Source organism: Duganella phyllosphaerae (assembly GCF_001758785.1).
Lineage (GTDB): Bacteria > Pseudomonadota > Gammaproteobacteria > Burkholderiales > Burkholderiaceae_D > Rugamonas > Rugamonas phyllosphaerae.
This window is the reverse complement of record NZ_LROM01000082.1, coordinates 154,398-175,917: the sequence shown is the minus strand read 5'-3', so window position 1 is coordinate 175,917 and position 21,520 is coordinate 154,398. Positions and strand designations below refer to the sequence as shown.

Below are 21,520 nucleotides of genomic sequence, written 5' to 3'. Positions count from 1 at the left end.
TCTCGGACGAGGTGCGCAAGCCCAGCACGCCGCCGCAGCGCCGGCCTGGGCCGGGCGCCAGTTCGACGATGCCGACGGCCGGCGCTGGACGCTGCTGGACCTGGCGCAACTGGTGCGCGAGCCGCGCTTCGCGCTGGTCGGCTTTTAAGGGAAGGAACGGGTTTTGGACCAGGAGACGTTCGATCACATCGCTGCCGCCCGCGTGAGCCAGGGCGGGCCGGTGCGCCTGCGTCATGCGCTCGACCGCCTCGGTTCTGCCGCCGGAATGCACGAGGCCCAGCACGAGGCCAAGCCCGGCATGCGGCGGCTGCCGCTGATCGGCCGCCTGCCCACCCAGCGCCAGTTGAGCATCCTGTCCACCGCGCTCGGCATCAGCCTGAGCGTGTCGGCCGCCTGCGTTGCCCTCAACACCATCCACAGCGCCAACCGGTCGGCGCAAACCCAGGTCGCCAGCGACGCGCTGATGCACTCGCAGCGCATCGGCAAGGCCGCGCCCAACGCTGTGCAGGGCAGCGACGAAGCGTTTCGCCAGCTCGAGGAAAGCCGGCGCGAACTCAATAACGACATCAAGCTGCTCACCCAGGGCGGCAAGGTGCAGGGCCGTCAGCTGCACGCGCCGGGCGCCGACCTGGCCGCCACCGTGGACTCGGTGCGCAAGCAGTGGAGCGCCACCGACCTGGCCGCCGCCACCATCCTTACCCTCAAGACCGATTTGAGCGGCGTCGACCAGACCCTGCACAAGCTCAATGCCATGTCGCCCGACCTGCTGGCCCGCACCGAGGAGATCGGCGCATTGCGCGTGGCCGGCGGCGGCGCCGCGCGCGAGGTGGCCGCGCTGGGCAAGCTCACCATGCTCACCCAGCGCATGAGCCGCAGCGCCAGCGAATTTCTCACCGCCGGCGGCATCAGTTCCGAAACCGCGTTCCAGCTGGGGCGCGACACCACCGTGTTCCGCACCACGCTGGACGGCTTTTTGAGCGGCAGCGCCGCGCAGGGCCTGAGCGCCGTGCGCGAGCCGGAGCTGCGCGAGAAAATCGTTGCCCTCAAGGCGCAGTTCGAGGATTACCAGAAGCTGGTGGCCGCCATCCTCGACAAGCTCGATAAATTCAGCGCCGCCAAAAACGCCGAGCGCCTGATCTTCAACGAAAACGAGGCGCTGCGCCAGCGCCTGTACACCTTGCAGCAGGCTTACCGCGCCGAGCAGGATTCGCTGGGCCTGACCTTTTGGCTGATGGTGGGCTGCGGCATGTTCACGCTGGTGATGGCGGTGGCGATTGGCCGCGTGCTGCTGATCGATTCCAACAACCGCACGCGCGGCGCCGACCGCCGCCGCCGCGAGGCCGATGCCATGCGCATGGAGTCGCAGCGCAAGGAGGAAGCGGCCAGGGAAACCAACGCCCAGAACCAGGCCGCCATCCTGCGCCTGATGAACGAGCTGCAAAAAGTGGCCGACGGCGACCTGACCGTGCGCGCCACGGTGTCGGAAAACGTCACCGGGGCGATTGCCGACACTGTCAACTACACGGTGGAAGAGTTGCGGGTGCTGGTGGGCCGCGTGACGGCCACCGCCGAACAGGTCACGCGCGCTTCGCTGCACGCGCACAGCATTTCCAACGATTTGCTGCGCGCATCGCAGCAGCAGTCGCGTGAAATCCAGGGCGTGAGCAGCACCGTGGTGCGCATGGCCGACCAGATCACCGACGTCTCGCGCTCGGCCAGCGAATCGGCCGACGTGGCGCGGCAGTCGGTGGCGGCGGCCAATCTGGGCTCCACCGCCGTGGCCAACGCCATCTTCGGCATGCACGAGATCCGCGACCAGATCCAGGATACCTCCAAGCGCATCAAGCGCCTGGGCGAGTCGTCGCAGGAAATCGGCGAGATTACCGAGCTCATTTCCGACATCACCGAGCAGACCAACGTGCTGGCGCTCAACGCCGCCATCCAGGCCGCATCGGCCGGCGAGGCAGGGCGCGGCTTCACCGTGGTGGCCGAGGAAGTGCAGCGGCTGGCCGAGCGCTCGGCCGGCGCCGCCAAGCAGATCGGCGCGCTGGTGCGCACCATCCAGACCGACACCCACGACGCGGTGGCGGCCATGGAAAAATCCACGCGCGGTGTGGTGGAGGGCACGCGCCTGTCCGACGCCGCCGGCGCGGCATTGAACGATATTTCGCAGGTGTCGCACCGCCTGGCGGAACTGATTTCCGGCATCGCCCAGGCCACCGGCGAACAGGCCACGTCGGCCAGCGGCGTGGCGCGCAACATCCAGCTGATCCTGACGGTGACCGAACAGACCCAGGACGGCACCCAGCACACGGCGCAGTCGATCCATAAACTGTCGGTGCTGGCGCAGGAACTGAAAAACTCGGTGGCGCGGTTTCGCATCGCCTCCTGAGCGGCACAACATTGAAAGGCCGGTACCCGCATGACTGATACTTTTATCGCAAACACTGGCCCGCTGTCGTGGGTAATGGAAGAAATCCGCGAAGCGCTGGCCCGTTCGCGCACCGCCCTGCACGAAGCCGGCGGCCGCGCCCCGGAAGACCAGGCCACCCAGCTGCAACTGGCCAAAACCCATTTGCACCAGGCCCATGGCGCGTTGCAGATGGTCGACGTGGAAGGCGTGGGCCAGGTCACGGCGCTGGCCGAGACCGCGCTCGAGCGTTTCAAGTCGGGCGCCGTCAAGTGCAGCCCCGACCACGTGGCAGCGGTCACGCAGCTGTACCAGGCGCTGGTCGAGTACCTGGAAGAGCTGCTCGGCGGCGCACCGTCTCAACCGGCCAGGCTGTACCCGTACTACCGCGCGGTGCAGGAAATCGTCGGGGCGGAACGGATCCACCCGGCCGACCTGTTTTTCCCCGACCTGGCGCGCGCGGTGACGCTGCCGCCAGCCGACCCGGTACCCGCAGCGGAGCAGGACTACGCCGCCTGCCGCCAGCGCTTCGAGCGCGCGCTGCTGCCGTACCTGAAAAGCCCGGAGCCGGCGCAGCAGCGCGAACACGCCGCCGCCCTGACCGAGGCCGTGGCGGCGGTGGCCGGCGCCCAGCAGGAGGCCGGGCCGCGCGCGTTCTGGCTGGCGCTGCAGGCCTTTGCCGAACTGGTGGCCGGCGGCGACATCGCCGGCAGCGTGCAGGTCAAGCAGCTGTTCGGCATGATCAACCTGCAGCTGCGGCGCCTGTCCCAGGGCACTGCCGCGCAACCGGACGCCATGCTGCGCGACGCCTTGTTCTTCATCGCCGTGGCCGGTCCGGCCAGCAGCTCGGCCACGGCGCGCGCGCTGTTCGCGGCCTTTGCGCTGGACGGCCTGGCGCCGCCCGATTACGACAGCCGCCGCTACGGCCAGCGCGATGCGCTGGCGCCCGCGCAGGCGCGTAGCTGGCAGAACGCCGCGCCGGAGCACACCACCGCCGAGATCAAGGCAGCGCTGCGCGCGGTCGAACACGCGCTCGACCGCTTCCATGCCGATGCCCGGCAGCGCGCGGCGCTGGCCAGCATGGCGCCGGTGCTCGATGTGCTGCACGCGACGCTGGCTGAACTGGACCAGCCGGCCGCCGCGCAGGGCGCGCAGCAGGTACGCGCGCAGATGGACGCGCTGGGGCAGGACGGCGCCGAGCCGGCGCAGGAACTCAAAACCCTCGACGACGTGGTGCAAAATGTCAGCGCGCTGGGCTTTTTTGCCGAACTGCTGGCCCATAACGCGGCCGGCGCGCGCGAGCGCTTCGCCTTCGACGCGCAGCAGGGCAGCTTCCGCGCGGTGCCGTTTGCCAAGATGGCGGGCGCGGAATCGATCCCCGTGCTCGACGACGCGGTACCGGCGCCGCCGCCCGCCGCGCCGCCGCAGGACGCTGTGCCGGTCGTGGAGACTGCCGCCAACACGCCGCAACTGCTGGCATTGTTCCTGTCCGAGGCGCGCGAGTCGCTCGACTTTGTCGATGCCACGCTGGGCGCCGCCGCGAACGAACAGCGCCTGATCGTGCTGCGCCGCGCCTTCAATACCCTCAAGGGCAGCGCCCGCACCGTGGCGCTGGACGATTTTGCCGACGGCGCGCAAGCGGTCGAGCGGGTGATGAATACCTGGCTGGCCGAAGAGCGGCCGGTGGACGAAGCGCTGGCGGCGCTGCTCGAACGCGCGGCCCGCGAACTGCGCGCCTGGACCGCGTTGCTGGCAAGTGACGGCGCAGAAGTACCGTTGAGCCACCGCGCCCAGGCCCTGGCTGCAGACGCTGCGCGCGTGCAGGGTGGCCTGCCGGCGATACCAGACGCCACTGAATCGCCCCGGATTGCCGACGCCGCTGCTGTCGCTGATGTGGCTGATGTCGCTGATGCCACTGATGCCGCTGACATTGCCGCTGACCCGCACGCCACCGAAGCAACGGCTGCCGGTGAGTTGACCGCACCGGGTCCGCTGCTCGCCATTTTCGTGGCGGAAGCGAGCCAGCTGGTGGACCAGCTGGCGCACGACTTCGGCGCCTGGCGCCACGTCCCGCAGCGCGCGGCCGAGCCGCAGTCGCTGCGGGCGGCGCACACGCTGGCCGGCATTGCCGGCACCGTGGGCGTACCCGTGCTGCGCGCACTGGCGCTGGCGCTGGAAAATACCCTGGAAGCGCTGCAAGCGCCCGCGTCGTTCCTCGACCAGGCGCAGCACGACCTGTTCGACTTCACGGCGCAGCGCCTGCGGCAAATGGTCGATACCGTGGGCGGCGGCGCCATGCCGTCCGCCCAGCCGGAACTGATCGCCGCACTGGCGGCGCTGCGCGCGCAGTTGCACGCGGCCGCGCCAGCCGCCAACCCGGCGCTGGAAGCGCAGCTCGACCAGCTGGTGGCGGACGAGCAGGCAAATGAGCAGGCCGGCAGCGCCGCGCCAGCACAGGACGAGTCGCCGCTGGACGCCATGTTCCGCCAGGTGTACGAACAGCTCAGCGGCACCGTGCCGGCTTCGGAAGTTCCGGCCCCGGCGCCGAAGCGCGGCTGGCGCCACGTCGAGCCGCGCGTCGACGACGACATCGATGACCTGTTCAACACTGCCTTCGACGAAACCTTTGCCGAGCCGCCGCTGCACATCGCCGCGCCGGCCGCCGAAACCGCCCCGGAACCGGTGCCCACGCCTGCCATGGACGCAGGCCAGGAGTCCGAAGTGGCACCGGGACCGGAACCGGAACCGGAGCCGGGACCGGAACCGGAACCGGGACCGGAACTGTATCCAGAGCCAGCGACATTCAACGCCGCCGACACCGGCATCACCGAACTGCCGCTGGCCGCGCCGCCGCAGCACGATGCGCCGCCGGCCATCTTCAACGATGAACTGGACGCGGAACTGCTGGCCGTGTTCCTGGAGGAGGGCGCCGACCTGCTGCCGCAAGTGGGTGAATCCCTGCGCGCCTGGCAGGGGGCGCCGCTCGACACCAGTCACGCGCAAGGCTTGCTGCGCCTGCTGCACACGGTCAAGGGCAGCGCGCGCATGGCCGGTGCCATGCGCCTGGGCCAGCACGTGCACGAGATCGAAACCCATATCGAAAACATGGTGCACGCCAGTTCTGCCACGGCGCAGGCGTTCGACGAACTGCTGGCCCATTACGACCATGCGCTGCTGCTGTTCGAGCAGTTGCAGCAGGGTGGCATGGCTGCTGCCGCTGAAGTGGGCGACCCGGCTGCGGCGCCCTGTGCCGAACTGTCGGCGCCACCGTGCACCGACGACCAGCCGGCCAGTAAATCGCCGCTGGTACGGGTGCGCGCCGACATCCTCGACCGCCTGGTGAACCAGGCTGGCGAAGTGTCGATTGCCCGCTCGCGGCTGGAAAACGAAGTGGGCGCCATGCGCGCCACGCTGGGCGACGTGTCCGACAACCTGTCCCGTTTGCGCCGGCAACTGCGCGAAATCGAGATGCAGGCCGAGTCGCAGATCGCCTCGAGCATGTCGCGCATGGCCGACATCAACGAGCGCGATTTCGATCCGCTCGAATTCGACCGCTTTACCCGTTTGCAGGAACTCACGCGCATGATGGCCGAAAGCGTCAACGATGCAGCCAGCCTGCACGAGCACCTGTCGCACAGCGTCCATCACGCCGGCGACGACCTGGTGCTGCAGGCGCGCGTGACGCGCGACCTCCAGCGCGACCTGATGCGGGTGCGCATGGTGCCGTTTTCCAGCATTGCCGAACGGCTGTTCCGGGTGGCGCGCCAGAGCGCCAAGGAAGTGGACAAGCGCGTCAACCTCGACCTGCGCGGCGGCAGCGTGGAAATCGACCGCGGCGTTTTGGAGCGCATGGTCGCGCCGTTCGAACACCTGCTGCGCAATGCGATCGCCCACGGCGTGGAACCGCGCGCCGCGCGCACCGCCGCAGGCAAGAGCGAAACCGGCGAGCTACTGATGGAAGTGACGCAGCAGGGCAACGAGGTCGTGATCGAATTCTCCGACGATGGCGCGGGCCTCGACCTGGCGCGCATCCGCGCCAAGGGCGTGGCCAGCGGCTTGCTGGAAGACGGCGAAGATGTCACCGAAGCCCAGGTGGCCGACCTGATTTTCGAACCCGGCTTTACCACCGCCGAAGCGCTGACCGAATTGTCTGGCCGGGGCGTGGGCATGGACATCGTGCAGTCCGAGGCGCAGGCACTGGGCGGCCGGGTGGACCTGGAATCGACGCCGGGCAAGGGCACGCGTTTCGTGATCCGCCTGCCGCTCACGCTCGCTGTTACCCAGGTTGTGCTGGTGGCCGCCGGTGGCCGCAGCTACGCCTTGCCGGCCATCCTGGTCGAGCAGGTGCAGCAGATGAAGGAGGAGGCACTGGCCGCCGCCCACCGGTCGGGTCACGTGACGCTACAGGGCCGCCAGGCCGCGCTGCACTACCTGCCCGCGCTGCTGGGCGATGTGGCCGCGCAGCCGCAGGTGAAACAGTCGGCGCCGGTGATGATGCTCAAGAACGGCACCGAGCGGCTGGCATTGCAGGTGGACCAGGTACTGGGCAACCGCGAAGTGGTGGTCAAGAATATCGGTCCGCAGCTCGCGCGCATGGCCGGCATCGCCGGCGCCACCGTGCTGGGATCGGGCGATATCGTGTTGATCCTTAACCCGGTGGCGCTGGTGCAGCACCTGGCGCAACACCCGGAGGCGCGCGAGCAGTATGCCCAGGCGGCTCAAGGTGGCGCCGCCCCCGGTACCGGTGCGGTGGCGGGCGCACACGCAGCGACGGTGATGGTGGTCGATGATTCGATGACGGTGCGCCGCGTAACCGGGCGCCTGCTCGAGCGCGAAGGCTACCGCGTGCTGCTGGCCAAGGACGGCGTCGATGCGCTCGAACAGCTGCGCGAGCAAAAGCCCGACATGCTGCTGGTCGATATCGAAATGCCGCGCATGGACGGCTTCGACCTCACGCGCCAGGTGCGCGGCGACGACAGCACGGCGGCCATCCCGATCATCATGATCACGTCGCGCAGCGCCGACAAGCACCGCAACTACGCGCTGGACCTGGGCGTGAATGCCTTCTTCGGCAAGCCGTTCCCCGAGCCGGAACTGCTGGCGACGATGCAGGAACTGCTCAATCCTCAGGAGGCTTGACCTTTTTGACGACCTCGTAGCGCTCGAGCGTACGCTTGCGCGCCTCGTCGTGCATGACGATCGGGCCGGGGTACGCCAGCGGCTCCATGCGCGTGTGCAGCCACGGCGCGTGGATTTCCTTGTCGCCCAGGTGTTTCAGCTGCGGCAGGTAGCGGCGTATGAATTTGCCGGCGCCGTCGAATTTTTCCGACTGCGTGATCGGGTTGAAGATGCGAAAGTACGGTTGCGCGTCGCACCCCGACGATGAGGCCCACTGCCAGCCGCCGTTGTTCGACGCCAGGTCGAAGTCGTTCAGGTGCAGCGCAAAATAGGCTTCGCCCCGGCGCCAGTCGATGCCGAGATCCTTGATCAAAAAACAGGCGGTCACCATGCGCAGGCGGTTGTGCATATAGCCGGTCTGGTTCAGTTGCAGCATGGCCGCATCGACCAGCGGATAGCCGGTGCGCGCCTCGCACCAGGCGATAAACAGCTCATCGGCTTCCGGCCCGGTCTCCCATGCGATGGCGTCATAGGCGGGCTTGAACGCGCTACCCACCACGTGCGGATTGTGGAACAAAATCATGGCGTAGAACTCGCGCCAGATCAGTTCCGCCAGCCACACCGGCGCGCCGTCGCCGCCGCCGCCGCGCGCCATCAGGTCCACCACGGTGCGCACCAGGTGGCGCACCGACAGGGTGCCAAAACGGAAATGCAGCGACAGGTAAGACGGGCCTTTGACGGCCGGGAAGTCGCGCGCGGTCTTGTAGTGGGCGATGCGCGGTAAAAAATCATCGAACAATTGTGCGGCGCCCGACATGCCGGTGGGGATTTTCAGTTCGGCCAGGTTGCTCGGCTCGAAGCCAAGCTGCTGCAAGGTGGGCAGCGTGGAGGACGGGAAGGGCGGCGGCGCCAGGCGCGCCGCGTGCGGCTCGATGTGGTACGGCGCGATCACGCTCGGATCGGCCTCGAGCTTTTTGAGCCAGGCGTTCTTGTACGGAGTGAAGACGGAAAACACGCCACCCGTTTGCGACAGCACTTCGCTCTTTTCGAACACCACCTGGTCCTTGAAACCGGTCAGCGCGCGGCCATCGGCTTGCAATGCTTGATGGACGGCGGCGTCGCGGGCGATTGCCTGCGGTTCATAGTCGTGGTTGCAATAGACCGCAGCGACGTTCAACTCGGCGGCCAGCGCCGGAATCTCCTTGAGCGGGTCGCCGTGGCGCGCCAGCAGGCAGCCACCGAGCTGGCGCAGCTCCGCATCCACTTCGGCCACGCTGGCGTGGATAAAGTCCACGCGCCGGTCCTGGCGCGGCAGGGCGTCCAGGATGGTGCTGTCGTAAATGAAAACGCAGTAGACTTTGTCGCTGTCCTGCAGCGCCTGGTGCAAGGCAACGTGATCGAAAACCCGCAGATCGCGGCGCAGCCATACCAGGGTGGAATCGTGTTTCATTTAGTCTGTGTCTATCTTGTGGGGCAACGCAATCGTGGGTGCGCCGTGATTTCAGTGTAAACTACGCGGTGATTTGCTGGTTTCTTGCAGGCGAATACTAGCACCGACCGCCCCGAGCGGCCCCGCACACAGAGAGCAATGCGTATGAAGAAGAGCAAAATCGGCAAAACGCTTCCTGTTCCCGGCTTGTTACAGGAAGATCCATTGGCCCCCGCAGGTGCCACAGGTCCAGCCGCCACCGAAGGTGACAGCCCGGTCCCGCAACTGAACCTGGCCAATCATTTCCTGATCGCCATGCCTTCCATGCAAGACCCGGTATTCGGCGGCACCGTCGTGTATGTGTGCGAACACAATGAGAACGGCGTGCTGGGCGTGGTGATCAACAAGCCTACCGACATGACCATGCAGGTGTTGTTCGAGCGTATCGACCTGACCCTCGAAGGTGACCAGGACAGCGCAGTCGATCAGCCCGTCATGTTTGGTGGCCCGGTGCAGGACGATCGCGGTTTTGTCCTGCACACGCCGGGCCAGCGCTACTCGTCCTCGCTCACCGTCACCGAAGAAGTGGCGTTTACCACGTCGATCGACGTGCTCGAAGCGGTTGCGTCCGGCGACGGTCCGCCGCGCATGCTGGTGTCGATAGGCTATTCGGGCTGGAGCCCGGGCCAGCTCGAGGACGAGATCGGCCGCAATGGCTGGCTCACGGTCGGCGCCGATCCCGAGATCCTGTTCGGCGTGCCGATCGATCAACGCTACACGGCGGCCATCCGCCTGCTGGGTATCGACCCTTTGATGCTCGCGTCCGAGGCCGGTCATGCGTAAAGCGCTGTACACGGTGACTTCCCGGTGAGCGCGGATACCATCTTTGCCTTCGACTTCGGCGTCAAGCGCATCGGTGTGGCCATGGGCAATACTCTGATCCGCCAGGCCACGCCCGTAAAAGTCATTGCCGCCATCGACAATGCCACCCGCTTTGCTGCAATTCAAACCCTGCTCGACGAGTGGCAGCCCACGCTGCTGGTCGTCGGCCTGCCGATGCACCCGGACGGCACCTCTCACGACATGACGGCGCGCGCGCGCAAGTTCGCCAACCAGCTGCACGGCCGTTTCAATTTGCCGGTAGAACTGGTCGACGAACGCTATACCTCGGCCGTGATCAGCGCCAAGCGCGGCGAGGTGATCGACGACCGCGCCGCTGCCATCATCTTGCAACAATATTTCGACGCTCATTTTTCACGCCCTTGACTATGCCTACAACAAACCCCAACCAACTCGATGCCGAAGCGCTGTACGCGACGCTGCTGGCGGACGTCCAGGCCGGCCTGGCCGGCGTGGCCGATGTCGCCATCGTCGGCATCCACTCCGGCGGCGCCTGGATCGCCGAACGCCTGGCAGCCGACCTCGGCCTGTCCGACCGCTGCGGCGTGCTCGACGTCTCGTTCTACCGCGACGACTATGCCAAGAAGGGTCTGCCGGCCGAGGTCAAGCCCACCAACATCACGTTCGATGTGGCTGCGGCCAACATCCTGCTGGTCGATGACGTGCTGTACACGGGCCGCACCACGCGCGCTGCAATTAACGAGCTGTTCGATTACGGCCGCCCGGCGCGCATCATGCTCGCGGCCCTGGTCGATCGCGGTGAGCGGCAGCTGCCGGTCGCGGCCGATTTCGTGGCGGCGCACGTCACCGTGCAAAAAGGGCAGGCGCTGGTCCTCAAGCGCGCCGACGACGGACAATTCACGCTCACCATCGATCACGCATAACTCTACGCTCAACTCTACGCTCAACTCCGCGCCCAACCACCATGCTCAATCCGCAACTGAACAAACACGGCGAACTGCAGCACCTGCTGTCGATCGAGGGACTGCCCAAGTCCATCCTCAATCACATCCTCGATACTGCGTCGTCGTTCGTCGGCATTTCCGACCGCGATGTGAAAAAAGTGCCGCTGATGCGCGGCAAATCGGTGTTCAACCTGTTCTTCGAGAACTCCACGCGCACCCGCACCACCTTCGAGATCGCCGCCAAGCGCTTGTCGGCCGACGTGATCAACCTGAACATCCAGGCGTCGTCGGCCAGCAAGGGCGAGTCGCTGCTCGATACCATCGACAACCTGTCGGCCATGCATGCCGACATGTTCGTGGTGCGCCACGCGCAGTCGGGCGCGCCGTACCTGATCGCCAAGCACCTGATGGAAACCAAGCAGTCGCACGTGCACGTGGTCAACGCCGGTGACGGCCGCCATGCCCACCCGACCCAGGGCTTGCTGGACATGTACACGATCCGCCACTACAAGAAAGATTTCACGAATCTGCGCGTGGCCATCGTCGGCGACATCCTGCACAGCCGGGTGGCCCGTTCCGATATTCACGCCCTGACCACGCTGGGCGTGCCGGAAGTGCGCGCGATCGGCCCGCATACCTTGCTGCCGGGCGGCCTCGAGCAGATGGGCGTGCGCACCTTCACCAACATGGATGAGGGCCTGAAGGATGTCGACGTGATCATCATGCTGCGCCTGCAAAACGAGCGCATGAGCGGCGCGCTGCTGCCATCGGCGCAGGAATACTTCAAGAGCTATGGCCTGACGCCCGAGCGCCTGGCGCTGGCCAAGCCCGACGCCATCGTGATGCACCCCGGTCCGATGAACCGGGGCGTGGAAATCGATTCGGCCGTGGCCGATGGCGCACAAGCGGTGATTTTGCCGCAGGTAACTTTCGGGATCGCCGTCCGCATGGCGGTGATGAGCATCGTGGCAGGTACGCAGGGATGAACGCAAGTATGAACAAAATCATTATCAAGAACGGCCAGTTGATCGACCCGGCCAACGGCATCGATGGCCGGCACGACGTCTACATTGTCGATGGCAAGATCGCCGCCATCGGCACAGCACCTGTGGGCTTTACCGCCGACCACACCATCGACGCTGCCGGCCTGGTCGTGGCCCCTGGCCTGGTGGACCTGGCCACGCGCCTGCGCGAACCGGGTTACGAGTACAAGGCTACGCTGGACTCGGAAATGCAGGCCGCCATGCAAGGCGGCGTGACCAGCCTGGTGTGCCCGCCCGATACCGACCCGGTGCTCGACGAACCCGGTTTGGTGGAAATGCTGAAACATCGGGCCCGTTCGCTGAACCAGGCTCACGTGCATCCGCTGGGCGCACTGACCATGGGCCTGAAAGGCAAGGCGCTGACCGAGATGGCCGAGCTGACCGAATCGGGTTGCATCGGCTTCTCGCAGGCCGAGGAACCGATCGAAGACACCAACGTGCTGTTGCGCGCGCTGCAATACGCGGCCACGTTCGGCTTTACCGTGTGGCTGCGCCCGCAGGATGCGCACATCGGCCGCAGCGGCATCGCTGCCAGCGGCCCGCTGGCCTCGCGCCTGGGGCTGTCCGGCGTGCCGGTCATGTCCGAGACCATTGCCCTGCACACGATTTTTGAGCTGATGCGCGCCACCGGCGCCCGTGTGCACCTGTGCCGTATTTCGTCGGCTGCCGGCCTGGAGCTGATCCGTGGCGCCAAGGCCGAAGGCCTGCCGGTCACCTGCGACGTCGGCGCCCACCACGTGCACATGACCGACGCCGACATCGGCTTCTTCGACTCCAATGCCCGCATGACGCCGCCATTCCGCAGCCAGCGCGACCGCGACGCGATCCGCCTGGGCCTGCTCGACGGCACCATCGACGCGCTGTGCTCGGACCACACGCCGGTCGACGACGACGAAAAACTGCTGCCCTTCGGCGAAGCCTCGCCTGGCGCCACCGGCCTGGAACTGCTGCTGTCACTGAGCCTGAAATGGGCCACCGACTACGCGGCCCAGCAAAATACTGGCGATACCCGTCCTTTGGCGCGCGCGATCGCGCGCATCACGTCCGAGCCGGCCCGCGTGGCCGGGCTGGCAGCCGGTACCTTGTCGGTCGGCGCGGTGGCCGACGTGGTGGTGTTCGATCCCGAAGCACACTGGACGGTGGAAGCCTCGGCCCTGGCCAGCCAGGGCAAGCACACGCCTTTCCTCGGCTACAACCTGGCCGGGCAGGTGCGCACCACCATCGTGGCGGGTCACGTCGCGTTCCAGCGTTCTTGATGGCATGAAGCTGTCGACGATGTTGCGCCTGGCGCGCGTGCTGTTGCACGTGCTGCAAGGCATGGCGATTTGCGCTGTCGTGTTCCCGTGGCTGGGGCAGGAGCGGCGCAACGGTCAGATTCGCCGCTGGTCGCGCAAGTTGCTGTTGCTCTGCAATGTGACGGTGGCGCAGGATGGCGGCGCGTTATCGGGTGCGCCAGCGCCGGTGCTGGCGCAGGCGATGGTGGTATCGAACCATGTGTCGTGGCTCGATATTTTCGTCATCCACAGCCTGTATCCGAGCCATTTCGTGGCCAAGGCCGAAATCCGGTCGTGGCCGCTGGCCGGCTGGCTGGCGCAAAAAGCCGGCACGGTGTTTATTGCGCGTGGCAATCGGCGCGACTTGCGCCTGATTTTCGAAGGACTGGTGGCGACCTTGCAGCGCGGCGAACGCGTGGCGTTCTTCCCCGAGGGCACCACCGCCTCGCAGGGCGAGTTGCTGCCGTTCCACGCGAACCTGTTCGAAGCGGCGATCGACGCCGGCGTGCCGGTGCAGCCGTTCGCGCTGCGTTACGTCGATGCCAAGGGCGCGCTGCACCATGCGGTCGATTTCATCGGCGAGATGACGTTTGCCCAGAGCATCGTGGCGATCCTGGACGGCCCGCCGGTGACGGCGCGGGTGGCCATCATGCCCGCCATCGCTACCACGGGCGCCCACCGGCGCGAACTGGCCGAGGTGGCGCAACAGGCCGTCGCTGCCGCCCTGGGCGTATCCGCCGGCGTTCACTAGGCTTTCTTTGCACTAGGCTTTCTTCTTGCCTGGCTCCTGGAACTGCGGACATTGCACTTGCAGCAAGCTGCGGTCTTCCAGGCACATGGCAGATAATTGCCCGCCCCATACGCAACCGCTGTCGAGGCCGATCAGGTCGGGCCGCACCGTCAGCCCCAGCGCCGACCAGTGGCCGAACACCACGGTGGCGTTTGCGCTCTGGCGGCCCGGCACCTCGAACCACGGCATCAGCCCGGACGACGGGTCGGCCTTGCCGCTTTCCTTCATCTTGAAGTCCATTACGCCATCGGCATCGCAAAACCGCAGCCGTGTCATGGCGTTGATGATGCAGCGCAGGCGGTCGGCGCCTTGCAAGCGGTCCGACCAGTGCGCCGGTTCATTGCCGTACATCTGTGCCAGGAATGCTGCAAATTCGTTATCGGGACCGCGCAACATGGCGTGCACCTCGTCGGCCAGCGCCAGGGCTTGCTCAGGGTTCCATTGTGGCAACAATCCAGCGTGGACCAGGACGTGCTGGCAACCGGCGGCATGGACGCCAATCGCCAGCGGCCGGCGCCGCACCCAGTCGATCAGTTCGTCTCGGTCGGGGGCGGTCAGAATTGCCGACAGGGTGTCGGACTTGTGCTCAGCGCGGATGCCATGGGCCACCGCCAGCAGGTGCAGATCATGGTTGCCCAGCACACTGTCGATGCGACCGTCGCTGGCCAGCGCCAGTTGGCGCACGTGGCGTAGGGTGGCCAGCGAGTCGGGGCCCCGGTTGATCAGGTCGCCGGCAAACAGGATGGCAGGTTTCATGTCACCGCATTCGGCCGCGTGCGCGCGGATGCGGTCGAGCATGGACAAGGCTTGCTCGTGGCAGCCTTGCAGATCCCCGATGACATAGGTTTTCATATTAAATACTCACGGAATCGTTGTTTGGACATTTGAAAATAACGGGGAAATCAGGGCACGATGTCGATTTTTGCCCATCAGCACGGTAGTTTCACATAAAATATCGCCTAATATTAACTAACGCTTGCCGCAGGATACTAAATGATTTTTGTTACAGGTGGTGCCGGTTTCATCGGTTCGAATTTTGTCCTCGACTGGCTGGCCCAGTCCGATGAGCCAGTGATCAACTTCGACAAGCTCACGTATGCCGGCAACCTCAATAACCTGGCGACCCTGAAACAGGATGCGCGCCACATCTTCGTGCGCGGCGACATCTGCGACCAGGCCCAGGTACTGGCGCTGTTCCAGGAACACAAGCCACGCGCGGTGGTGCACTTCGCCGCCGAGAGCCACGTCGATCGTTCGATCGTGGGTCCTGGCGAATTCATCAACACCAATATCAACGGCACCTTCAGCCTGCTGGAAGCCGCACGCGCTTACTGGTCGGCGCTGCCGGACGCAGAAAAAGCGTCGTTCCGCTTCCTGCACGTGTCCACCGACGAGGTGTATGGCACGCTGGGCCCGGACGATGCGCCGTTTACCGAAACCACCGCGTTTGCGCCCAACAGCCCGTATTCGGCATCGAAAGCCGCCTCGGATCACCTGGTGCGCTCGTACTTCCACACCTACGGCCTGCCGGTGGTGACCACCAACTGCTCGAACAACTACGGTCCGTACCATTTCCCGGAAAAGCTGATCCCGCTGATCATCGCCAACGCCCAGGCCGGCAAACCGCTGCCGATCTACGGCGACGGCCAGCAGGTGCGCGACTGGCTGTACGTGAGCGACCACTGCGCGGCAATCCGCCGCGTGCTGGAAGCCGGCCGCCTGGGCGAGACCTACAACGTGGGCGGCTGGAATGAAATGGCCAACCTCGACGTGGTCAACACCTTGTGCGACATGCTCGACAAGCAAAAGCCGAAGGCCGACGGCAGCAGCTACCGCGCCCAGATCACCTATGTCAAAGACCGTCCGGGCCACGACCGCCGCTACGCCATCGATGCCCGCAAACTCGAGCGCGAACTGGGCTGGAAGCCGGCCGAGACCTTCGAGACCGGTATCGCCAAGACCGTGCAATGGTACCTGGACAACCAGGCCTGGGTCACCGACGTGCAGTCGGGCAGCTATGCCAACTGGGTGGAAACCAACTACTTCAATCGCGAAGGCCAGCAATGATCGCCGTAAACAATACCCTGAACCGCAAGGGCATTATCCTGGCGGGCGGTTCCGGCACCCGTCTGTACCCGGTCACGATGGCCGTATCGAAGCAGTTGCTGCCGATTTACGACAAGCCGATGATTTATCATCCACTGACCGTGTTGATGCTCGCTGGCATCACCGAAATCCTGCTGATTTCGACGCCGCAAGACACGCCGCGCTTCCAGGATCTGCTGGGCGATGGCAGCCAGTGGGGTATCAAGCTCAGCTACGCGGTACAGCCATCGCCGGACGGCCTGGCGCAAGCATTCATCATCGGCAGGGAATTCATCGGCGATGCGCCATCGGCGCTGATCCTCGGCGATAACATTTATTACGGTAACGATCTCGATGGTTTGCTGCGCAGCGCCAACGACGAGCCGCAAGGCGCGACCGTGTTCGCTTACCACGTACAGGATCCCGAGCGTTACGGCGTGGTGGAATTCGACGACGGCCGCACCGCCATCTCGATCGAGGAAAAGCCGCTCAAGCCAAAGTCGAACTACGCGGTCACCGGCCTGTATTTCTACGACAACAAGGTGTGCGACATCGCCGCCAGCATCAAGCCGTCGCCGCGCGGTGAACTGGAAATTACCGACGTCAACCGCGTCTACCTCGAGCAGAACAAGCTCAAGGTGGAAGTGATGGGACGTGGCATGGCCTGGCTCGATACCGGCACCCATGACTCACTGCTGGAAGCGGGGCAGTTCATCGCCACCATCGAAAAGCGCCAGGGCCTGAAAGTCGCGTGCCCCGAAGAGATCGCCTACCGCAAGGGCTATATCACCGCCGACCAGGTACGCAAGCTGGCCGAGCCGCTGAAGAAAAATAATTATGGCCAGTATTTGCTGCAGATTTTGCAAGATAAGGTTGTTACCCGATGAATGTGATTACTACCCCGCTGGAAGGCGTACTGGTGATTGAACCACGCGTGTTCGGCGACGACCGCGGTTATTTTTTCGAAAGCTATAACGCCCGTCGTTTCAAGGAATTGTCGGGCGTCGATCCGGTTTTCGTGCAAGACAATCATTCGCGCTCGGCCAAGGGCGTGTTGCGCGGCCTGCATTACCAGATTCAGCAAGCCCAGGGCAAGCTGGTGCGCGTGACCGAAGGCGCGGTGTTCGACGTCGCCGTCGATCTGCGTAAGAGCTCGCCAACTTTCGGCCAGTGGTTCGGTATCGAACTGTCGGCCGAGAACAAGCGCCAGTTGTGGATACCCGCCGGCTTCGCGCACGGCTTCGTGGTCACGTCCGACGTGGCGTCGTTCCTCTACAAGACCACCGATTACTGGGCGCCGGAATTCGAGCGCGCGGTGCTGTGGAACGATCCGGCGATCGGCATCGAGTGGCCGCTCGACGGCGAACCGCAGTTGTCGGGCAAGGACCAGGTAGCAGCGCTGCTGGCCGACGCCGAGGTCTTCGCATGAAGATCCTGCTGACCGGCAGCACCGGCCAGGTCGGTTACGAGCTGGCGCGCAGTCTGCAAGGCCTGGGCGACGTGGTGGCAGTCGACCGCAACGTCATGGACTTGTCCAACCTCGACCAGGTGCGCGACGTGATCCGTACCGTGCGTCCGCAACTGATCGTCAACCCGGCCGCCTACACCGCCGTGGACAAGGCCGAGAGCGAGCCGGAACTGGCGTATCGCGTCAATGCCGAAGCACCGGGCCTGATGGCGCAGGAAGCCAAATTGCTGGGCGCTGCCATGGTGCATTATTCGACCGACTACGTGTTCGATGGCAGCAACCCCGAGCCGCGCGGCGAGGACGATGTCACCGGCCCGCTCAACGTGTATGGCGCCAGCAAGCTGGCCGGCGAACAGGCGATTGCCGCCGCCGGCATCGATCACCTGATCTTCCGCACCAGCTGGGTGTATGGCATGCGCGGCAAGAACTTCCTGCTGACCATGATGCGCCTGGCCAGCGAGCGCGAGGAATTGAAGGTTGTGGCAGACCAGCATGGCGCGCCGACCTGGAGCCGCACCATTGCCGACACCACGGCCCTGGTGCTGGCGCAAGCCCGGCAGGGCGGTCCGGAGTGGTGGGGCCAGAACAGCGGTGTGTATCACCTCAGTGCACAAGGCCAGACCACCTGGTTCGAGTTCACCCAGGCCATCGTCGAAGCTGCCGGCCTGTCGTGCCGCGTGCTGCCGATCGGTAGCGCCGAATATCCGACCCCGGCTCGCCGTCCGCAATATTCAGTGATGTCGTCCGAACGCCTGGTATCGCGCTTCTGCCACCTGCCCGACTGGAAGCAGGCCCTGCACCTGTGCATGGGCCAGTAACATCGCAGTAACATGTTACAAATTTGGCGAGTTTGTATCGATTGGTAAGCAAGCAAGCTTTACCGATTTTCCACTGCTAAGATCGCGGCGCACCTTTATGCGCCGCGCATCGCCCCCTCCCTTGCTGCGCGCATAGATCCCCACCAATACACGACGGCTACCGGCGATCCGGTACAATCGCGTTGACGTGCTGACAACCAGGACGTCGGACGTAGCAGGCGCCTTCGGTACCATGGACCATCTATGTTTTCTTTCTTGTTGAGCTTTATCGCTTCCGCGCTCCTGACCTTGTTGGTAATCAAGGAATCGCGGCTGCACGGGGCCGCGCTCGATGACGTGGCCGGCGTGCAGAAAGTGCATGCGCACCGGGTGGCGCGCATCGGCGGATTGTCGATTTTCCTGGCGGTGGCGCTCAGTTCCGCCATTTCCGTCTGGCGCGTGCCCACCATGGGCGCATGGCTGGCAGGCTTGTTGCTGTGCTCGGCGGTAGCGTTCGCCGGCGGCATCATCGAGGATTACACGGGGCGGGTGAGCCCGGCGCGGCGCCTGCTGCTGACCATGATTGCCGCCGGGCTCGGGTTCTTCCTGCTCGACGCCCGCATCGACCGCATCGACTGGCCGTTTGCCGTGCTGGCGCTGAGCCACTGGTGGTTTACCTTGCCGCTGACGGTGCTGGCGGTCTCCGGCATCGCCAACGCGGTCAACATCATCGACGGCTTCAATGGCCTGGCCAGCGTGGTATGCATCTGCATGTTGCTCTCGCTCGGCTATGTGGCGTTGCAAGTGAGCGATACTTTCGTGCTGGTGGCCGCGCTGATGGTGGCCGGCGCCACCGCCGGTTTCCTGATCTGGAATTATCCGGTAGGGCTGATCTTTCTCGGCGATGGCGGCGCTTATTTCATCGGTTTCATGCTGGGAGAACTGGCCTTGTTGCTGGTGATGCGTAATCCCGAGGTGTCGACCTGGTACGCGGCATTGTTATTAATTTATCCCGCATTTGAAACCCTGTTCTCGGTGTACCGCAGAATGTTTGTTCGCGGAAAATCCCCGGCCATACCCGATGGCATCCATTTGCATAGCCTGATCTTTCGGCGGGTGGTGCAATGGGCAGTGGGGCGCAAGGAAGCGCGGGCGCTGGTGCGCCGCAATTCGCTCACTTCCCCTTATTTGTGGCTGTTCTCGCTCTCGGCAGTGATACCGGCCACCCTGTTCTGGAATAACACGCCGGTGTTAATGGGCTGTTGCCTGGTATTTATGGCCAGCTATATCTGGATTTATGTGCGCATCGTGCGTTTTAAAGCCCCGCGCTGGATGATACGGCATAAGAAACCGTGACTTTTCCGTGATGAGGTAATATATTCTGCCGGCGAAAATAGTTCGTTATCACTTAAAGGATCGACATGGACCTGAGTAAATTAACTTCCGCGCAATTACGTCAATTGCAGGACCAGTTAAAAGATGAATTGGCGCAGCGCGCCACCCAGGGCAGGGCCGAGGCGCTCGAGCGAATCCACGCCATCGCGCGCGGCGTCGGTTTGCCGCTCAAGGAACTGCTGGGCAGCCTCCCCGTGCGTGGTGGCCGTACCGGCCCGGTCGCAGCGCGCTACCGCAATCCGGCCGACGCATCGCAGCAATGGACCGGCCGTGGCCGCCAGCCGAAATGGGTCAAGGACTGGGTCGATGGCGGCAACGATATCGCCGGCCTGAAAATTTAAGTAACTGAAATGTTCGGCTTGCGGCGGCAGGGCTTGCCTGTCGTCGATATCGCACTTACTATGTCACCATTATCGCAGTTTGACATCATGCTTCATCCTGCTGCAGCCACTTCCCTTTAATCCGCTCTTGCTTGACGGTCTGCGCCGCCGGCACTGGCACGACCTGCGCTCCTACACACTATGGTTTCCTTATCCAAAACGATCTTCAAAGCTTACGACATTCGCGGCATCATCGATAAAACCCTCGACGAGGGCGTCGCCCGCCAGATCGGCCAGGCGTTCGGCCAGGCCGCCCTGGCCAAGGGCGAGCATACCGTGGTGATCGGCCGCGACGGTCGTCTCTCGGGCCCGGCCCTGACGGCTGCGTTGGCGCAAGGACTGCAGGCGGCGGGCGCCAATGTGATCGACCTGGGCGTGGTCGCCACGCCGATGGTGTATTTCGGCACCAACGTGCTCGGTGCGGCGTCGGGCATCATGGTCACCGGCAGCCACAATCCCCCCGACTACAACGGCTTCAAGATGGTGCTGGCTGGCGAGGCCATTCACGGTGATTCGATCACAGCCTTGTACCAGAGCATCGTCGATCACGATGGTTCCACGGCCGCCGTGCCGGGCACCTACGCCACCCACGACATCCGCGCCCGGTATCTCGAGCGCATCATCGGCGACGTCAAGGTGTCGCGCCCGATCAAGATCGCCGTCGATTGCGGCAACGGCGTGGCCGGCGCGTTTGCCGGCGACCTGTATCGGGGCATGGGATGCGAAGTGATCGAGCTGTTCTGCGAAGTGGACGGCACCTTCCCCAACCACCATCCCGATCCGGCCCACCCGGAAAACCTGCAGGACCTGATCCGCTGCCTGCAAGAAACCGATGCCGAGATCGGGCTCGCCTTCGACGGCGACGGCGACCGCCTGGGCCTGGTGACCAAGGATGGCCAGATCATTTATCCGGATCGCCAGATGATGTTGTTTGCCGAAGATGTGCTGTCGCGCAATCCTGGCGAGCAGATCCTGTATGACGTCAAGTGCACGCGCCACCTGGCGCCGTACATCGAAAAATCGGGCGGCGTGCCATTGATGTACAAGACCGGCCACTCGCTGGTGAAAGCCAAGCTGAAGGAAACCGGCGCCCCGCTGGGCGGCGAAATGAGCGGCCACATCTTCTTCAAGGACCGCTGGTACGGTTTCGACGACGGCCTGTACGCCGGCGCCCGCATGCTGGAAATCCTGACCAAACAGGCCGACCCGTCGGCGCTGCTCAACGCGCTGCCGCAGTCCGACAGCACGCCCGAGTTGCACCTGCACCTGGCCGAAGGCGAGAACTTCATCGTCATGGACCACCTGCGCGCCAACGCCGAGTTCCCGGGCAATAAGCAGATCATCACCATCGACGGCCTGCGCGTGGAATACGAGGACGGTTTCGGCCTGGCGCGTTCGTCCAACACCACGCCGGTGATCGTGATGCGTTTCGAAGCCGAGACGCCGGCAGCTTTGGCGCGCATCCAGGGCCAGTTCCGCAGCGTGATCCTGGCCGCCAAGCCGGACGCCGAATTGCCGTTCTAACC

Annotated in this window: 17 protein-coding genes; 15 read left to right on the top strand and 2 right to left on the bottom strand. The window is 64.8% G+C overall.

Translation table 11 applies throughout. From position 1 onward, the window contains the following. Positions 1–163: 163 nt before the first annotated feature. Together DUPY_RS12135 and DUPY_RS12130 are read left to right on the top strand one after the other, a co-directional pair. Positions 164–2,392, top strand: coding sequence for a methyl-accepting chemotaxis protein (locus tag DUPY_RS12135; protein WP_070248351.1), 2,229 nt, complete (start codon positions 164–166; stop codon positions 2,390–2,392). A 30-nt stretch (positions 2,393–2,422) separates the two neighbouring features. Beyond that, complete coding sequence (locus DUPY_RS12130) at positions 2,423–7,549, top strand: Hpt domain-containing protein (protein ID WP_070248349.1); 5,127 nt, start codon at positions 2,423–2,425, stop codon at positions 7,547–7,549. On the opposite strand, the gene DUPY_RS12125 is transcribed toward DUPY_RS12130, so the two are convergent. Further along, positions 7,530–8,978 (bottom strand): cryptochrome/photolyase family protein, encoded by a 1,449-nt coding sequence (locus DUPY_RS12125; RefSeq protein WP_070248346.1) that lies wholly within the window; start codon positions 8,976–8,978, stop codon positions 7,530–7,532. The two genes, DUPY_RS12130 and DUPY_RS12125, sit on opposite strands and share 20 nt — an antisense overlap. Positions 8,979–9,122: 144 nt before the next feature. On the opposite strand from DUPY_RS12125, the gene DUPY_RS12120 reads away from it, so the two are divergent. The 6 genes from DUPY_RS12120 to DUPY_RS12095 are packed head-to-tail and all read left to right on the top strand — an operon-like array spanning position 9,123 to position 13,830. Beyond that, positions 9,123–9,800, top strand: coding sequence for a YqgE/AlgH family protein (locus DUPY_RS12120; RefSeq protein ID WP_070248344.1), 678 nt, complete (start codon positions 9,123–9,125; stop codon positions 9,798–9,800). 24 nt (positions 9,801–9,824) lie between these two features. Further along, on the top strand, positions 9,825–10,223 hold the full coding sequence (ruvX, locus tag DUPY_RS12115; RefSeq protein ID WP_070248342.1) for a Holliday junction resolvase RuvX: 399 nt from the start codon (positions 9,825–9,827) through the stop codon (positions 10,221–10,223). Positions 10,224–10,225: 2 nt separating this feature from the next. Next, the gene (pyrR, locus tag DUPY_RS12110; protein WP_070248340.1) at positions 10,226–10,741 is read left to right on the top strand and encodes a bifunctional pyr operon transcriptional regulator/uracil phosphoribosyltransferase PyrR; all 516 of its coding nucleotides are present in this window, start codon (positions 10,226–10,228) and stop codon (positions 10,739–10,741) included. 41 nt (positions 10,742–10,782) lie between these two features. Further along, positions 10,783–11,748: an aspartate carbamoyltransferase catalytic subunit gene (locus DUPY_RS12105; protein WP_019921341.1), complete on the top strand. Its 966-nt coding sequence runs from the start codon at positions 10,783–10,785 to the stop codon at positions 11,746–11,748. 8 nt (positions 11,749–11,756) lie between these two features. Next, positions 11,757–13,061, top strand: coding sequence for a dihydroorotase (locus DUPY_RS12100; protein ID WP_070248338.1), 1,305 nt, complete (start codon positions 11,757–11,759; stop codon positions 13,059–13,061). A gap of 4 nt (positions 13,062–13,065) precedes the next feature. Continuing rightward, entirely contained in the window at positions 13,066–13,830 is a 765-nt protein-coding gene (locus DUPY_RS12095) for a lysophospholipid acyltransferase family protein (RefSeq protein WP_070248336.1), read from the top strand. 12 nt (positions 13,831–13,842) lie between these two features. Here DUPY_RS12095 and DUPY_RS12090 read toward each other — a convergent pair whose 3' ends face one another. Continuing rightward, positions 13,843–14,721 carry a symmetrical bis(5'-nucleosyl)-tetraphosphatase gene (locus DUPY_RS12090; protein WP_070248335.1) on the bottom strand — a complete coding sequence of 293 codons (879 nt, stop codon included), beginning with the start codon at positions 14,719–14,721 and terminating at the stop codon, positions 13,843–13,845. Between the two features lie 141 nt (positions 14,722–14,862). Between DUPY_RS12090 and rfbB the strand changes: the two genes are divergently transcribed. The 7 genes from rfbB to DUPY_RS12055 all read left to right on the top strand — a co-directional run bounded on the left by rfbB (position 14,863) and on the right by DUPY_RS12055 (position 21,518). Next, a complete protein-coding gene (gene rfbB, locus DUPY_RS12085; protein ID WP_070248334.1) occupies positions 14,863–15,936 on the top strand; it encodes a dTDP-glucose 4,6-dehydratase in 1,074 nt (357 codons plus the stop codon). Continuing rightward, positions 15,933–16,841, top strand: coding sequence for a glucose-1-phosphate thymidylyltransferase RfbA (gene rfbA / locus DUPY_RS12080; RefSeq protein ID WP_070248333.1), 909 nt, complete (start codon positions 15,933–15,935; stop codon positions 16,839–16,841). The genes rfbB and rfbA overlap by 4 nt, the downstream gene beginning before the upstream one ends. Then, positions 16,838–17,383 carry a dTDP-4-dehydrorhamnose 3,5-epimerase gene (gene rfbC, locus DUPY_RS12075; RefSeq protein ID WP_070248332.1) on the top strand — a complete coding sequence of 182 codons (546 nt, stop codon included), beginning with the start codon at positions 16,838–16,840 and terminating at the stop codon, positions 17,381–17,383. Before rfbA ends, rfbC begins: the two co-directional genes overlap by 4 nt. Beyond that, entirely contained in the window at positions 17,380–18,240 is an 861-nt protein-coding gene (gene rfbD, locus DUPY_RS12070) for a dTDP-4-dehydrorhamnose reductase (RefSeq protein WP_070248330.1), read from the top strand. Before rfbC ends, rfbD begins: the two co-directional genes overlap by 4 nt. Positions 18,241–18,483: 243 nt before the next feature. After that, positions 18,484–19,575, top strand: a complete 1,092-nt coding sequence (locus DUPY_RS12065) for an MraY family glycosyltransferase (protein ID WP_070248327.1) — start codon at positions 18,484–18,486, stop codon at positions 19,573–19,575. Positions 19,576–19,640: 65 nt separating this feature from the next. Next, the gene (locus tag DUPY_RS12060; RefSeq protein WP_070248324.1) at positions 19,641–19,955 is read left to right on the top strand and encodes an H-NS histone family protein; all 315 of its coding nucleotides are present in this window, start codon (positions 19,641–19,643) and stop codon (positions 19,953–19,955) included. A gap of 180 nt (positions 19,956–20,135) precedes the next feature. Beyond that, complete coding sequence (locus DUPY_RS12055) at positions 20,136–21,518, top strand: phosphomannomutase/phosphoglucomutase (RefSeq protein WP_070248322.1); 1,383 nt, start codon at positions 20,136–20,138, stop codon at positions 21,516–21,518. Positions 21,519–21,520: the final 2 nt, after the last annotated feature.

What these genes read in the sequence shown, in the direction of transcription:
- DUPY_RS12130 (WP_070248349.1), top strand. Translation starts at nt 2,423, where the DNA reads ATGACTGATACTTTTATCGCAAACACTGGCCCGCTGTCGTGGGTAATG.
- DUPY_RS12125 (WP_070248346.1), bottom strand. Translation starts at nt 8,978, where the DNA reads ATGAAACACGATTCCACCCTGGTATGGCTGCGCCGCGATCTGCGGGTT.
- DUPY_RS12120 (WP_070248344.1), top strand. Translation starts at nt 9,123, where the DNA reads ATGAAGAAGAGCAAAATCGGCAAAACGCTTCCTGTTCCCGGCTTGTTA.
- pyrR (WP_070248340.1), top strand. Translation starts at nt 10,226, where the DNA reads ATGCCTACAACAAACCCCAACCAACTCGATGCCGAAGCGCTGTACGCG.
- DUPY_RS12105 (WP_019921341.1), top strand. Translation starts at nt 10,783, where the DNA reads ATGCTCAATCCGCAACTGAACAAACACGGCGAACTGCAGCACCTGCTG.
- DUPY_RS12100 (WP_070248338.1), top strand. Translation starts at nt 11,757, where the DNA reads ATGAACAAAATCATTATCAAGAACGGCCAGTTGATCGACCCGGCCAAC.
- DUPY_RS12095 (WP_070248336.1), top strand. Translation starts at nt 13,066, where the DNA reads ATGAAGCTGTCGACGATGTTGCGCCTGGCGCGCGTGCTGTTGCACGTG.
- DUPY_RS12090 (WP_070248335.1), bottom strand. Translation starts at nt 14,721, where the DNA reads ATGAAAACCTATGTCATCGGGGATCTGCAAGGCTGCCACGAGCAAGCC.
- rfbB (WP_070248334.1), top strand. Translation starts at nt 14,863, where the DNA reads ATGATTTTTGTTACAGGTGGTGCCGGTTTCATCGGTTCGAATTTTGTC.
- rfbA (WP_070248333.1), top strand. Translation starts at nt 15,933, where the DNA reads ATGATCGCCGTAAACAATACCCTGAACCGCAAGGGCATTATCCTGGCG.
- rfbC (WP_070248332.1), top strand. Translation starts at nt 16,838, where the DNA reads ATGAATGTGATTACTACCCCGCTGGAAGGCGTACTGGTGATTGAACCA.
- rfbD (WP_070248330.1), top strand. Translation starts at nt 17,380, where the DNA reads ATGAAGATCCTGCTGACCGGCAGCACCGGCCAGGTCGGTTACGAGCTG.
- DUPY_RS12065 (WP_070248327.1), top strand. Translation starts at nt 18,484, where the DNA reads ATGTTTTCTTTCTTGTTGAGCTTTATCGCTTCCGCGCTCCTGACCTTG.
- DUPY_RS12060 (WP_070248324.1), top strand. Translation starts at nt 19,641, where the DNA reads ATGGACCTGAGTAAATTAACTTCCGCGCAATTACGTCAATTGCAGGAC.
- DUPY_RS12055 (WP_070248322.1), top strand. Translation starts at nt 20,136, where the DNA reads ATGGTTTCCTTATCCAAAACGATCTTCAAAGCTTACGACATTCGCGGC.